This window comes from Nocardiopsis yanglingensis (assembly GCF_045809185.1).
GTDB classification, from domain to species: Bacteria; Pseudomonadota; Gammaproteobacteria; order Xanthomonadales; family Xanthomonadaceae; genus Stenotrophomonas; species Stenotrophomonas yanglingensis.
Map to the genome: position 1 here is coordinate 26,251 of NZ_JBJNRH010000011.1, position 13,546 is coordinate 39,796.

15 protein-coding genes are annotated in these 13,546 nt (G+C 66.8%); 9 read left to right on the top strand and 6 right to left on the bottom strand.

What is annotated here, in order from left to right; translation table 11 throughout:
* Positions 1 to 82: 82 nt before the first annotated feature.
* Entirely contained in the window at positions 83 to 550 is a 468-nt protein-coding gene (locus tag ACJ7C5_RS14845) for a YehS family protein (protein ID WP_005411992.1), read from the top strand.
* Here ACJ7C5_RS14845 and ACJ7C5_RS14850 read toward each other — a convergent pair.
* Entirely contained in the window at positions 519 to 1,406 is an 888-nt protein-coding gene (locus ACJ7C5_RS14850; protein WP_412704316.1) for a LysR family transcriptional regulator, read from the bottom strand. The genes ACJ7C5_RS14845 and ACJ7C5_RS14850 overlap by 32 nt on opposite strands.
* A gap of 99 nt (positions 1,407 to 1,505) precedes the next feature.
* On the opposite strand from ACJ7C5_RS14850, the gene ACJ7C5_RS14855 reads away from it, so the two are divergent.
* On the top strand, positions 1,506 to 2,699 hold the full coding sequence (locus ACJ7C5_RS14855; RefSeq protein ID WP_412704317.1) for an MFS transporter: 1,194 nt from the start codon (positions 1,506 to 1,508) through the stop codon (positions 2,697 to 2,699).
* Here ACJ7C5_RS14855 and ACJ7C5_RS14860 read toward each other — a convergent pair.
* On the bottom strand, positions 2,696 to 3,394 hold the full coding sequence (locus ACJ7C5_RS14860) for a TorF family putative porin (RefSeq protein ID WP_412704318.1): 699 nt from the start codon (positions 3,392 to 3,394) through the stop codon (positions 2,696 to 2,698). The genes ACJ7C5_RS14855 and ACJ7C5_RS14860 overlap by 4 nt on opposite strands.
* A 164-nt stretch (positions 3,395 to 3,558) precedes the next feature.
* Here ACJ7C5_RS14860 and ACJ7C5_RS14865 point away from each other — a divergent pair, with 164 nt between their 5' ends.
* Positions 3,559 to 3,948, top strand: a complete 390-nt coding sequence (locus tag ACJ7C5_RS14865) for a DUF6165 family protein (protein WP_088023545.1) — start codon at positions 3,559 to 3,561, stop codon at positions 3,946 to 3,948.
* Between the two features lie 6 nt (positions 3,949 to 3,954).
* On the opposite strand, the gene ACJ7C5_RS14870 is transcribed toward ACJ7C5_RS14865, so the two are convergent.
* Both ACJ7C5_RS14870 and ACJ7C5_RS14875 read right to left on the bottom strand, forming a co-directional pair.
* Entirely contained in the window at positions 3,955 to 4,632 is a 678-nt protein-coding gene (locus ACJ7C5_RS14870; RefSeq protein WP_088023542.1) for a response regulator transcription factor, read from the bottom strand.
* 190 nt (positions 4,633 to 4,822) lie between these two features.
* Entirely contained in the window at positions 4,823 to 5,395 is a 573-nt protein-coding gene (locus tag ACJ7C5_RS14875; protein ID WP_032130335.1) for an OmpO family porin, read from the bottom strand.
* A gap of 210 nt (positions 5,396 to 5,605) precedes the next feature.
* Between ACJ7C5_RS14875 and ACJ7C5_RS14880 the strand changes: the two genes are divergently transcribed.
* On the top strand, positions 5,606 to 8,011 hold the full coding sequence (locus tag ACJ7C5_RS14880; protein WP_412704319.1) for a S9 family peptidase: 2,406 nt from the start codon (positions 5,606 to 5,608) through the stop codon (positions 8,009 to 8,011).
* Between the two features lie 91 nt (positions 8,012 to 8,102).
* Entirely contained in the window at positions 8,103 to 8,462 is a 360-nt protein-coding gene (locus tag ACJ7C5_RS14885; RefSeq protein ID WP_412704320.1) for a DUF1428 domain-containing protein, read from the top strand.
* Positions 8,463 to 8,477: 15 nt separating this feature from the next.
* On the opposite strand, the gene ACJ7C5_RS14890 is transcribed toward ACJ7C5_RS14885, so the two are convergent.
* Entirely contained in the window at positions 8,478 to 9,167 is a 690-nt protein-coding gene (locus ACJ7C5_RS14890) for a hypothetical protein (RefSeq protein ID WP_412704321.1), read from the bottom strand.
* A gap of 107 nt (positions 9,168 to 9,274) precedes the next feature.
* Positions 9,275 to 10,168, bottom strand: coding sequence for a hypothetical protein (locus ACJ7C5_RS14895; RefSeq protein ID WP_412704322.1), 894 nt, complete (start codon positions 10,166 to 10,168; stop codon positions 9,275 to 9,277).
* Positions 10,169 to 10,659: 491 nt separating this feature from the next.
* Between ACJ7C5_RS14895 and ACJ7C5_RS14900 the strand changes: the two genes are divergently transcribed.
* The 4 genes from ACJ7C5_RS14900 to ACJ7C5_RS14915 all read left to right on the top strand — a co-directional run bounded on the left by ACJ7C5_RS14900 (position 10,660) and on the right by ACJ7C5_RS14915 (position 13,485).
* On the top strand, positions 10,660 to 12,093 hold the full coding sequence (locus tag ACJ7C5_RS14900; protein ID WP_094002341.1) for a Do family serine endopeptidase: 1,434 nt from the start codon (positions 10,660 to 10,662) through the stop codon (positions 12,091 to 12,093).
* Positions 12,094 to 12,194: 101 nt separating this feature from the next.
* Positions 12,195 to 12,560, top strand: coding sequence for a hypothetical protein (locus tag ACJ7C5_RS14905; RefSeq protein ID WP_004153835.1), 366 nt, complete (start codon positions 12,195 to 12,197; stop codon positions 12,558 to 12,560).
* Between the two features lie 8 nt (positions 12,561 to 12,568).
* A complete protein-coding gene (locus ACJ7C5_RS14910; protein ID WP_094002340.1) occupies positions 12,569 to 13,039 on the top strand; it encodes a phage holin family protein in 471 nt (156 codons plus the stop codon).
* Positions 13,036 to 13,485, top strand: a complete 450-nt coding sequence (locus ACJ7C5_RS14915) for a protein sip-5 (RefSeq protein ID WP_097048237.1) — start codon at positions 13,036 to 13,038, stop codon at positions 13,483 to 13,485. Before ACJ7C5_RS14910 ends, ACJ7C5_RS14915 begins: the two co-directional genes overlap by 4 nt.
* Positions 13,486 to 13,546: the final 61 nt, after the last annotated feature.

Below are 13,546 nucleotides of genomic sequence, written 5' to 3' on the forward strand. Positions count from 1 at the left end.
GGGGTCAGATCCCTTTGCTCCGCAAAGGGATCTGCCTCCCGGCTGCGACCCCACTTGTCGGGGCGACCGGTACAATTGGGCCATGATCAACAACGATGTCCTGCGCAGCGTGCGCTACTCCCTGGACCTGGGCGACCACCACGTGGTGACCCTGTGCCAGATGGCCGATCCGGCCTTCGCCGTGGACCCCGAGCAGGTGAAGGCCTGGCTGCGCCGCGAGGACGAAGCCGGTTTCGAAGCGATGAGCGACAGCGCGCTGGCGCACTTCCTCGACGGCCTGATCGTGCACCTGCGCGGTCGCGACGAGAGCCAGCCGCAGCGTGCGGTGGAAACCCGCATCGACAACAACCTGGTGCTGAAGAAGCTGCGCGTCGCCTTCCAGCTGCGCGACGTCGATCTGATGGAGATCTTCGCCAGCGCCGGTTTCAACGTCTCCAAGTCGGAAGTGGGCGCCTTGTTCCGCCAGCCCGGGCACACCAATTACCGGCGCTGCCTGGACCAGATGCTGCGCAATTTCCTCAAGGGCCTGAGCCTGCGCCTGCGCGGCTGAGCACGGCTTCGACGAACGCCCGCGCCGCCGGCGTCGGCAGCCGCTGCCAGACCAGGTGCACGCGGCGGGTCGGGGTCGGCTGCAGCGGAATCTGTACCACGCCCTGGAACCCGTCGGCGATCAACGCTGGCACGATGCCAACCGCCAGCCCATGGCGGACGAAGCGCTCGATCAGTTCCATCAGATTGACCTCGAAGCGCACCGTATGCGGCAGGCCAGCGGCGGCGAAGGCATCGTCGGTCTGGCGGCGTGCACCGGTGCCGCGCGGGAAGTCGACCAGCGCCTCGTCCTGCAGTTCGGTCAATGGCAGCCGCTTGCACCGGGCCAAGCGGTGCGACGGCGCCAGCACCGCCACCAGGTCTTCTTCCTGCAGCATCTGGTGGCAGACCCCGTCCAGCCCCGCCGAGGGTGACAACCCGACCAGCGCCACATCCAGGTCGCGCGACTGCACCTGCGCGATCAGGTCCTCGCTCTTGTCGACCCGCAGCTGGAACTCCACCTGCGGGTGCGCCTGCTGGAAGGCTGCCAGCATCGCCACCACATCGATATCGGTCAGCGAGGAGATCTGCCCGATCGCCAGCAGACCACGCACCTCGCCACTGACCGCGGCCACGTCGGCGCGCAAATGGCGCAGGCTGGCCAGCACCTGGCGTGCGTGCACCAGCAACGCCTCGCCGGCGGCGGTGGCCCGCACCTGGCGTGGCAGGCGCTCGAACAGCGTTGTGCCCAGTTCCTGTTCAAGATGGGCGATCTGGTGGCTGAGCGCGGACTGCACCACGTGGCAGCGCTCGGCGGCACGGGTGAAATTGCCCTCTTCGGCCAGCGCCACGGCGAATTCGAGCTGCTTGAGATTCACGCAACCATCTTATTTTCAGATGACAGGGATGATGATGATTCATTTCCATCATGATCGCAGCAGGCGGACACTGTGCACCCCCGCTTCCTGGAACACCGCGTGAGCCCGTCCCTCCCCCCTCTGCACCGCTGGCAGGTGCTGCTGATGTCGGTCGCCACCGGCGTGGCCGTGGCCAGCAACTACTATGCGCAGCCGCTGCTGCACACCATCGCCGATGCCTTCGATGTGCCGTTCGGCCAGGTCGGCATGGTGGTCACTGCCGCACAGCTGAGCTATGCCGCCGGACTGATCCTGCTGGTGCCGCTGGGTGACCTGTTCGAACGGCGCCGCCTGATCGTGGTGATGAGCCTGTTGTCCGCCGGCGGGCTGGTGATCAGCGCCTGCGCGCCGTCGCTGACCTGGCTGCTGGTGGGCACCGCGATCACCGGCCTGTTTTCGGTGGTGGCACAGGTGCTGGTGCCGTTCGCCGCTACGCTGGCAGCGCCGGAGCATCGCGGTCGCGTGGTCGGCACGTTGATGAGCGGCCTGCTGCTGGGCATCCTGCTGGCACGCACCGTGGCCGGCCTGCTTTCCAGCCTGGGCGACTGGCGCCTGGTTTACGCGATCGCCGCCGGCACCCTGGTGCTGACCGCACTGGCATTGCAGCGCGGCCTGCCGCGCTTCCACCACAGCGCCGGCCTCGGCTATTTCGCGTTGCTGCGCTCGATCGGCGTGCTGTTCGTGCAGGAGCCGGCGCTGCGCCAGCGCACCCTGCTGGGCGCCTGCAGCTTCGCCATGTTCGCGATCTTCTGGACGCCACTGGCGTTCCTGCTGGCACAACCGCCCTACGCCTACAGCGACGCCACCATCGGCCTGTTCGGACTGGTCGGTGCCGCCGGCACGCTGGCTGCGGGCCTTGCCGGCCGCATGTCCGACCGTGGCCAGACCGGCCGCGCCACCGCCATCGCGCTGGTGCTGTTGCTGCTCTCGTGGCTGCCGTTGGGGCTGTCGGCGCACTCGCTGCTGGCACTGCTGGTGGGCGTGGTGGTGCTGGACCTGGCCGCGCAGCTGCTGCACGTCAGCAACCAGAACCTGATCTATGCGCTGCAACCGGCTGCGCGCAACCGCCTCAATGCCGGCTACATGACCGGCTACTTCATCGGCGGTTCGCTGGGCTCGCTGCTGTCGGCGCAGGTCTACCAGCGCTTCGGCTGGACCGGGGTTTGTGTAGCCGGTGCTGCAGTGGCCGTGCTGGCCCTGCTGGTGTGGATGCCCGGCGCGCTGCGTGCACGCCAGGCCTCGGCTGCCAACTAGAAGCTGCCCTGCAGCGCCAGTTCCCACCGCCCACCGGCATTGCCCGGGAACAGCCGCTTGGCCGCGTTATCGGTGTCATGCACGGTGGCACGCAGCTCCCATGCCGGGGCCAGCGTGGCGATGGCACTGAGCTGACCATGCAGGTAATCGGGCCCCTGTGCGGTGGCCAGCCAGTACTGGCCCACCGCTGCTTCCAGGCGGAAGCGCTCGTGCATCGGTACCCGCACGCCCAGCTGGGCATAGGTGCCGCGATGGCCGCCCGCCAGCGCGTCGTTGGAATGCGCGATCTGCAACCAGGTGCGCTGCTTCCAGGTCACGGTGGTATTGAGTTCGGTCCAGTCCAGCGCGCGGCCGGTACCCGGGTACACGTATCGGGTCAGGTTGGCATCCAGTGTCCAGTCCGGGGCCAGCGCACCGGACCAGCCCGCCACCAGGTCGAACTCGCTGCGCGCGCCGTTGTCCGGCTTGAACGAAACGCTGGAGCCCCACACGCTGGCATACCAGCCCGATGCGGCCAAGATCTTCGCGCCCGCCTGCACCGCCGGGTCGCCGTCGCTCTGCGAGCTGCCGCGCCACACGTAGTCGCTGGTCAATGCCGCACTGCCACTGACCTGCACCTGGGCCTGCGCGCTGCCGATACCCAGCATTCCTGCCAGCGCGGCCACCATCGCCGCCATCATCCCCTTGCTGTTCACTGCACTGTGTTCCTCGTCGAAGGCGGTCACGCCGCCGGGACAGCAGTGTCGGAGGGAGCGGCGTAACGGATCGAGGGTGCTGCCCGGCCCGCAGCGCAAATTCGGCGTAAATCCCGCTGCGGTGGGCGCGGTATCATGCAGGCCTGTTTCCAGGAACCAACCACGTGGACGCCATCCTGACCCCGGTATCGATCGGCGAGCTGATCGACAAGATCACCATTCTCGAGATCAAGGCCGAGCGCATCGACGATGCGGCCAAGCTGAGCAACGTGCGCACTGAGCTGGACGGCCTGCTGCCGTTGCTGCAGCAGCAGCTGCAGGCACAGCCGGCGCTGGCCGTGCTGAAGCAGCAGCTGAAGGTGATCAACGAGCGCATGTGGGACATCCAGGACCAGCTGCGCGACAAGGAAGCGGCCCAGGCGTTCGACGATGCCTTCATCCAGCTGGCACGCGGTGTCTATGGCACCAATGGCGAGCGCGTGCAGGTGAAGAACGAGATCAACCGCGTGGCCGGTTCGGCCCTGGTGGAAGAAAAGCAGTACCAGGGCGAGTAAGCCCGCTCATCCGCATTCGAGCAGGTGCCGGATGCGGAACAGCTCCCCATCGCTGTGGATACCCAGCTTCTCGTAGGCCGTCCGCTTCTGCGTGCTGACCGTACTGGCCGTGCGCCCGAAGCGCCGCGCCACCTCGCCGGTGGTGCAGCCCTGCAGCACCAGCCGGAGCACCTCGCGCTCGCGTCGGCTCAAGGGCGTGAGCACCGGCGCCGGTGTGCGCCGCATGCGCGATCGATTCAACTGCGTGCGCAACTCCGGGGGCACGAAGCGGCCGCCACGGGCCAGTACATCCACCGCGCGCCGCAGCATCTCCGGCGTGGTTCCCTTGGACAGGAACCCGCGCGCACCGGCCTGCATCGCCATGGTCACCGTGCTGGCATTGCAGTGTTCGGACAGCACCAGCACCGGCAGCAGCGGCCAGCGTCGTGACAACAGCCGCAGCAGGGCCAGGCCCTGCTCGGGTCCGCGCGGTGCCAACAGATCGATCAGCAACAGGTCGATGCCACCGGGGTAGCGATGCAGCAGGTCGAGCAGATCACCTTCGCGGGTGAAGCTGCCGCAGACCTGCACGCCGCCGTGCTGGCGCAGCACCACCTCCACCCCCAGGCGCAGCACGGGATGCGGCGCCAGCATTGCCAGGCGGCGGGGCTGATCAAGGGGCAGAGCGGGAACGGCAGGCGGCATCACATGGATCCGACGGTACGAAGTGCCCACCGTAGGCCCGCACCGGAAGCAGCGGAATCCAATTTATTGCAACGCAGCAGCGGCCCCGGAACATGCTCAGCTGCGGTTTCGGGTCGTCACAACGCAACAGGCCCGGCATGAGCCGGGCCTGTCGAGGCATCTTCAGCGCGCAGGCGCGCCGAGAAAGCAGTTACCAGCTGAAACGCGGGCCGACGGTGTATTCCTTGTCGCCGTCGCGGTTCATCTTCAGCTCGCCGTTCAGGCCCCAGTTCTGGTTCAGCTTGACCTGACCACCCAGGCGGCCGTACCACTGGCCTTCCGGATTGATGCCGTGCTTCTTCGAGAAATCTTCGTAGCCGACCATGCCGTAGACTTCGGCGTGGGCACCGAAGGCGGTGCGGATACCGGCTTCAGCGCTGTAGCCATTGAAGTCCAGGCCGTGCTTCTGGTCGCGCTTCTGGTAAGCAACGCGGGCAACGAAGTCGGTGGTCGGGGCGATTTCAACGTTGTAGCCGGCGCCGATCTTCCACTGGTCCAGCTTGATGTTGGTGTGGTCGATTTCCTGGCGGCTGTACTCACCGAAAGCGTGGAAGTTCGGCAGGAAGCCGTACGAACCCTTCACGCCCCAGCCGTCGGCCTTGAACGCGTCGATGTCGGTCTTGGCGTAGTCGGCTTCGGCGTAGTTGTACGACAGGTTCTCAGCAGCCGAGGCGGTGAACGGCAGGGCAGCGGCCAGGGCCAGAGCAATCAGCGAATTCTTCATGGGGGTACACCTTTACTTTCTTATGGTGTGCAGCAGCGCCAGGGCGCCATCGCATCGGGAATGTAAATTCTCCGTTATTCGCCACAACGCTCCCTGAAAACAGCGGTCTTCGCATTGCTGAATTTTTTGCCTTGATTCAGGCTGTCTCTGGCATACGCGCGCGGCGCGCGTGCATTTGTGATTCGTCGTCGATTGCAACAGGAGGTTGCCTTGCACGTTTCCGATCCGCTGCTGATGCCTGTTCGCGCCGCCCTCCTGGCCTGCGCTGCCCTCCTGTTTCCGATCCACGCTGCGCACGCGCAGCAGGCGGCTGACTACCAGCGCGCCGAACGCGTGCATGACAGTCATCTGCGCGGTGCGCTGCGCAATGCCTCGGTCCTGCCCAACTGGCTGGCCGACGGCCGCTTCTGGTACGAACGTGAAGACACGCAGGGCCGGCGCCAGGCGGTACTGGTCGATCCAGTCCAGGCCACACGCCAGATCCTGTTCGAACCCGATGCGCTGGACGCTGCGGTTGCACCTCTCGGCGCCAGCGGACCACGCCTGCGCTTGAACAGCGTGCAGGTACTGGATGAAGGCCTGCGCCTGCAGTTCAACGGCGAGGCGGCAATCAACTGCCAATGGCCGCGCCTGCGGTGCACGGCCGCACAACAGGCGTTGCCGCCGGCTGATGCACTGCCGTCGCCCGGCGGTGATGCCTGGCTGCAGGTACGCGATCACAACCTGTGGCTGCAGTCGCCCGGAATGGCAGCACGAGCGCTGACCAGCGGCGGTGAACCCAATCATGGCTATGGCGTGCTGCCGGACTTCACCCTGCGCGGTATTCCACGCCGCCAGGGCCGGATGCCGACGCGGCCGTTCGCGGTCGGCTGGTCGCCGGATGGCCGCTACGTGGCCGGCATCCGCTACGACGAACGCGCGCTGCAGGACTATCCCTATCTGGAAAGCAGCCCGGCCAACAGCGCGCGGCCGCGCGTGCATACGGTGAAGCTGGGGCTGCTGGGCGATGCACAGCAGGTACACGACAGCCTGTATGTGATCGATATCCTCAGCGGCAGGCAGCATGACATCGTGCTGCCCGAGGGCTGGAACACGCTCAGTGAGGCCGGCATCCTGGGTTGGGACGGTGATCGGTTGTATGCCGTGATCGCGCACTTTGGCACACCGCGCAGGCTGCGCCTGGTGGAGATCGATGCCAACAGCGGTGCATTGCGTACGGTTCTGGAAGAAGCCAGCGACACTCGCCTGCAGCTCAACGTGTATTCCTACAACCGGCCCGCGGTGGCCATCCTGCCCGGGCAGGACACCGCCGTGTGGTTCTCGCAGCGCGATGGCTGGGGCCATCTGTACCGGGTGCGCCTGTCCGATGGCAAGGTGCTGCGCCAGCTCACCCGCGGCAAATGGGTGGTGCGCGACCTGCTGGGTGTGGACGCTGCGGGTGGCTGGGCGTACTTCAGCGCCGGCGGCATCGACGGTGGCGACCCCTACGTGCGCGGCCTGTACCGGGTATCGCTGCAGGGCGGTCCGATCCAGCAACTGGCCGCCGATGGCAACGACCACATGGCCGATGCCGGTACCGGCGCGCTGTTCGGGGGGCGCGCCCCCCAGGCGCTGTCGCCTGGCGGTGGCTATCTGGTGGATACCGTTTCCCGTCTCGACCAGCCACCACGTACCGTGCTGCGGGCCAGCGATGACGGCCGTGAAGTGATGGTGCTGGAAACAGCCGATGACAGCGCGATCGTTGCTGCCGGCTGGCGTCCACCACGGCGCGAGCGGCTGCTGGCCGCCGATGGGCGCACACCGATCTTCGCCACCGTCTACCTGCCCCGTGACTATCGCGATGACGGCAGCTTCCCGGTGATCGACGCGATGTACGGTGGCTCGTTCATCAGCAATGCGCCGGTGAGCTACGCCGAGGCGGTGTCTGCCTTGAACCCGGTGTCACGCGCCAGCCTGGCCGAACTCGGCTTCGTGGTGGTCAGCATCGATGCGCGCGGCACCGGTGGCCGCGACAAGGCGTTCCATGACAGCAGCTTCCTGCGCGCCGCCGATGTGCAGCTGGATGACCATGTGTCCGCGCTGCGCCAGCTGGGCGAACGCTACCCGGGCATCGACCTGCAGCGGGTCGGCATCTATGGGCATTCGTTCGGTGGCTACAGTGCAGCGCGCGCCTTGCTGCGCTATCCGGCGTTCTACAAAGTGGGCGTGGCCTCGGCCGGCAGCCACAATTTCCAGGGCATGTACGGTGGGGCCCTGCACGGCATGGACCGGCTGTTCGGTGGCGTGCTGCCGGCCACGCCCACTGCCGATGGCGTGCCTGCGCCCTTTGCCGGACTCGGCAATGCAGCACTGGCCGGCAACCTGCGCGGGCATCTGCTGCTGGTCTATGGCGAACTGGACGAGAACGCGCCGCCGGCGCTGACCCTGCAGCTGGCCGCCGCCCTGAACAAGGCCCAGCGCAGCTACGACCTGCTGTACCTGGCCCGACAGGACCACGAACTGTTCCGCAACGACGCCACCTACACGCACCGCATGTGGGATTACTTCGTACGCCACCTGGCCGGCCAGCAGCCACCGGATACTGTGCTGGCGCCGCTGCCCGGTGGTCCGGGCTGAACAGGCGCACACAGGATGTCGATCCACGACGCCCTGGTTCGTCGGGTACTTGAAGGCCGTGCATGCGGCACGGTCCATCCGGAGGCAGGCAATGAGCTACATCGATGGTTTCGTCCTGGCGGTGCCCACCGCCAACAAGGAGAAGTTCCTCACCCACGCACGCACTGGGGATCCCGTTTTCATCGAGTACGGCGCGCTGCGCGTGGTCGAGTGCTGGGGCGATGACGTACCGCACGGCAAGACCACCGATTTCTTCGGCGCGGTGAAAGCCACGCCGGATGAGACGGTGGTGTTTTCCTGGATCGAATGGCCGGACAAGCCGACCCGCGACGCCGGCATGAAGAAGATGATGGAGGACCCGCGATTTGATCCAGCGACGAATCCGATGCCGTTCGACGGCGCGCGGATGATCTACGGCGGCTTCGTGCCGCTCTACGAGCTGACGCGCTGAACCGGGCGGACGTGCTCAGCGCGCGTCCGTTTCATCGCTGGCAGACGCATGGCCGGCGCCCAGAGCGGCGCCGGCGCCGAGGCCCACACCGCCCATGCCGGCGCCCATTCCGCCACCGCCACCTCCTCCACCCGCGCGACCGCCCTTGGCATCGCCGTCGTTGCGGCCCTTGCCACCGCCACTGGCACCGGGCCGGGTCGGCCCCTGCGGCGGTAGCTGCAGTTCGGTCGGAATCGGCGCCAGATCCAGCGCTTCGCGCACGAAGTCGCGCAGCGAGACCACCAGTTCGTGGGTGTGCACCGGTCGCCCCTGTGCCAGTTCGTTGGCAGCGCGCGCAGCCAACCGCACCTGTTCGTCGGTGCCCAGCAACAGGATGTCCGACAACGCGGCCTCAACGGCATCGCGGATGCGGCGCGCCCGATCCGAGCGGGGTTCAGCGATGCCTTCGGCATCTTCGCGCTGGCGCAGGTCACGGCGATGGCTGGGATCCACGCCCAGTTCGCCAGTGAACGAACCGCCCAGGGTTTTGTAGGCCGCCATCAGCGTGCGCAGCCGTTCGTTGATCTGCCGGTTCTCGCGTTCGCGACGCTGCTGCAGGGTCTGCATCACCAGCAGGCGGATGCCCACGCCCAGCAGGGTGATCAGGACCAGGCCCGCCAACGTGGACAGCACGCCCTGCCAGGAACTGAAATCGATACCGCGCATGCCCGGGACTCCAGCAGGAAGAACCTGCATCTTGCCCCAGACCGTGTCCCAGAAACGCGAAAGGCCCCACCACCCCGGGGGTGGCAGGGCCTTCGGTCACGGCGCGATTACTTGCGCTTGGCGACCTTGCGCACGGCCTTCTTGGCCGGAGCCTTCTTGGCGGCGACCTTCTTCAGCGGCGCAGCCTTCTTGGCGACCGTCTTGCGGGTGGCGGCAACCTTCTTGCCAACTGCCTTCTTGGCAACGGCAGTCTTCCTGCCGACAACCTTCTTGGCAGCGGCGGTCTTCTTGCCGACGGCCTTCTTGGCGACGGCAGCCTTCTTGCCGACAACCTTCTTGGCGGCCGCGGTCTTCCTGGTGGCGACCTTCTTGGTGGCGGCAACCTTCTTGCCGACAACCTTCTTCGCAGCCACGGCCTTCTTGCCAGCGACCTTCTTGGCGGCGACGGTCTTCTTGGCCACGGCCTTCTTGGCGGTGGCGACCTTCTTGCCGACAACCTTCTTGGCGGCCGCGGTCTTCTTGGCAACGGTCTTCTTCGCGACGGCAGCCTTCTTGGTGGCGGCCTTCTTCACGGTGGCGACCTTCTTGCCGGCAGCCTTGGTGGCGGCCTTGGTGGTCTTCTTGGCAGCGGCAGCCTTCTTGGTCACAGCCTTGCCTGCAGCGGCCTTCTTCTTGGCCACTTCCTTCTTCAGGGCAGCGGCTTCGGCCTTGGCATTCTTCTTGGCGGCTTCCAGCTTCTTCTTGGCGTTGGCAACAGTCTTGCCGACCGACTTGGCAGCCTTCTCGGCCTTCTTGGCAACGGTCTTCTCGACCTTGGCCACAGCCTTCTTGGCCTTGGCAACGCGGGTACCGGCAGCCTTGGTGGCGCGCTTGACGGTCTTCTTGACCGACTTCACGGCGTCTTCGGCGGCGTGGGCGATGGTCTCGCCAACGTTGGTGGCGGTTTCTTTGACGTTCTCGACGGCGTCGGTCACGACCGACACACCATTACCGTTGCTCATGTTGCCCTCCTGGGGGCCTTAAGTATCAAAACGGGGCGATGCTATACCGACATTGACGATCGTGGAACGGGGCACGCGCCAGCAATCGCATCTGATGCGACGGCAATGGTGTAGCCCACCACTGCCGCAGGAGCGGCAGGTTTACAGGAAACCCCTTTTTTTAAGGACTACGCCACATCAACCGCGTGGTCGAAGATGGCGGTTGCGTGCCGTTGCACGGATGCAGCATCCAGTGCGCGCCGTGACGCATTGCGGCACCCGGTTGCGCGGAACTGCGCAAGTATCAGTCTGTGTCCACGTGCCGCGCGATGGTCTTCGGTGGTGCAGGAATCGCCCCCGCGGGCGTCACCACAGCCTCGTTGCCATCCTCCGCACCCGCCTTTCGCGGCCAGGGGTTTTCATGGCGCATTTATCCAGATCGCGACACACTCATTCAGCATGTTTTACCGTAGGGCCGAACCGCCCCCACCCACGCCAGCGAACCGACTCCCATGCGACCGCTTCCCACCCTGCTCACGCTCGCAATCGCCGCCGCCTTCGGTGGCTTCGTTGCCACCGGCATCAATGCGCACCTGGACAATCGTGCCGACGCCGCGCCGCTGCCGGCGGTGCTGCCAACCGCCGCCGCGCTGCCAGCTTCGGTGGCCGGGCAGGCAGTGCCGTCACTGGCGCCGATGCTGGAGAAGGCGATGCCGGCCGTGGTCAGCGTCAATACCAAGCAAGTGGTGCGGGTGCGCAACCCCTTCTTCAACGACCCGTTCTTCCGCCGTCTGTTCCCGGACATTCCGCAGGAACGCATCAACGAATCGCTGGGCTCGGGCGTGATCATCGACGCCAAGGAAGGCCTGGTGCTGACCAACCACCATGTCATCGACAACGCCGATGACGTGCAGGTGACACTGGCCGACGGGCGCACGGTCAAGGCCGAGTTCCTCGGTTCGGACCGCGATACCGACATCGCGCTGATCCGCATCCCGGCGCAGAACCTGACCGACATCAAGCTCGGCAACAGCGACCAGCTGCGGGTGGGCGACTTCGTGGTGGCCATCGGCAATCCGTTCGGCTTCAGCCAGACGGTTACCTCGGGCATCGTCTCGGCGGTGGGCCGCAGCGGCATCCGCGGGCTGGGCTACCAGAACTTCATCCAGACCGATGCGTCGATCAACCCCGGCAACTCGGGTGGCGCACTGGTCGATCTTCAGGGCCAGCTGGTCGGCATCAATACCGCCAGCTTCAACCCGCAGGGCAGCATGGCCGGCAACATCGGCCTGGGCCTGGCGATTCCGTCCAACCTGGCGCGCAGCGTGGTTGACCAGCTGGTCAAGCATGGCGTGGTGGTGCGCGGCACGCTGGGCGTGGAAAGCCAGAACCTGACCGCGCAGATCGCGCAGGGCCTGGGCCTGGGCGAAACCCGCGGCGCGCTGGTCACCCGTGTACTGGCCGGTTCGGCCGCCGCCGCGGCCGGCCTGAAGCCGGGCGACGTGGTGGTCTCGGCCAATGGCCAACGCGTGGACAGTGCCGAAGCCCTGCACAACGTGGAAGGCCTGGCCGCGGTCGGCAGCGCACTGACGCTGGACGTACGCCGCGAAGGCAAGCCACTGCAGATCAAGGCAACGCTGAAGGAACAGGCGCGCGCGGTCACCGGTGAGAGCCTGGACCCGCGGCTGACCGGGGCCACCTTCGTCGACCTGCCCGAGTCGCTGCGCCAGTCCGGTGTCGGCGGCGTGCTGGTCAGCGAGGTCAAGCGCGGCAGCCGCGCGGCCACCAACGGCCTGCAGCAGGGCGACATCATCACCGATGCCACGGTGGGCGAATTCGCCGACCTGGCCAGCTGGCGCGCCAATTTCCAGCAGCGCCCGCCGACCCTGGTGGTACGCGTGCTGCGCAACAATGGCCAGCAGCAGGGCCAGCTCGTGATGCGCTGATCGCCCTGCCGTAACACCCCCTATACCCCGGCAATGCTATTGCTGTCAGTCCAGGTCGGCACCGCCGACACCCGTTCCCCCATCGCAACAGGAGTGATTCGATGAGCCCCACCAATACCGAGAACCTGAAGGAACACCTGGGTGAAGCCGGTTCCCACCTGAAGCAGGCCGCCACGGCCGCCGGCGGTGCGATCAAGGGCGCAACCGGTGCCGCGACCGACGAACTGCGCATCGGCAAGGCCAACGTCAAGGCTGAACTGTCCGACAGCGCGCTGTCCGGCCTGGCCGCCGCCGAGTTTGGTGGTGCAGCCGCCAAGGAACAGGTCGACGCACTGATGGACAAGGGCAAGGACCTGATCGACAGCGCCGCTGAGCTGATCCGTGAACGTCCGCTGGCCTCGTTCGGCGTCGCCTTCGCTGCCGGCTGGATCATCGCCAAGCTGGCCCGCGGCAGCAGCGACAAGTAAGCCGCGGCGTGAGCGAAGACAACGCGCAAGCCCCTGATCCGGCGGCCACCCCGCCGCTGGATGAGAGCATCCGCCAGGTCGGCGCGGCCGGTCGTGCCGCTGCCGATTCGGCCAAGCATTCGCTGCGTTCGCTGCGCCGGTTGGCCTCGGCCGACTTCGCGCTGGCACGCAGCGCGTTCGGCCGTGCGCTGGCCTGGGCCGGCGTGGCGATCGTATTTGGTGCCTCGGCCTGGCTGCTGATGGCCGCCACCCTCATCGCCCTGCTGCAGAGCTGGGGCCTGAGCTGGCTGCAGGCCCTGCTGATCACCTCGCTGCTGAGCCTGGCCGTCACCGGTTATGCGATCTGGCGGGTGTCCTACTTCTTCCACCACACCGGCATGCACGCCACCCGGCGCCAGTTGTCACGCCTGGGCCTGTTCGACGAGCCCAGCGAAGACGATCCCGATGCCGATGTGCAGCTGCCTGGGGGCAAGCCATGAAGTTCGGTGCGCTGCAACGGCGGGTGAAACGCTGCGAACAGGTGGTGACCGTGCGCCTGGTCGAAACCCAGGACCACTGGTCCACGCTCAGCCAGGTCTGGCGACAGGGCTGGTCACCGCTGCGCATCGTGGTGGTCGGCCTGGCCGGTGGCTTCATTGCCGGCAAGCTGGAAGTACCCGGCAAGGTCAACGGTGCCCGTTGGCTGCAGATGGTGGGTTCGGTCTCGAACCTGTTCGCCAGCGCACAGGCCGCGTTCGCCACGGCGATGGCGGCGCAGGCGGCAGCCAGCGCCGACGACGCGGCCGAGGAAGCCGACGAGGCCAGCGAACAGGCACAGGCGGCGGCCTCCGCTTCCGACGCACGGCCCGCACCGCGACCGGAACCCGAACCGGAACTGCGCGAACCGCGCCCGGCCGAAGCGGCCACCGAGCTGTCCGAACGTTGATCCACGGAATCCGCCGCGCCGATCGCGGCCGGCGGATAATGCGCTCCCCTTCCCGGTTGGT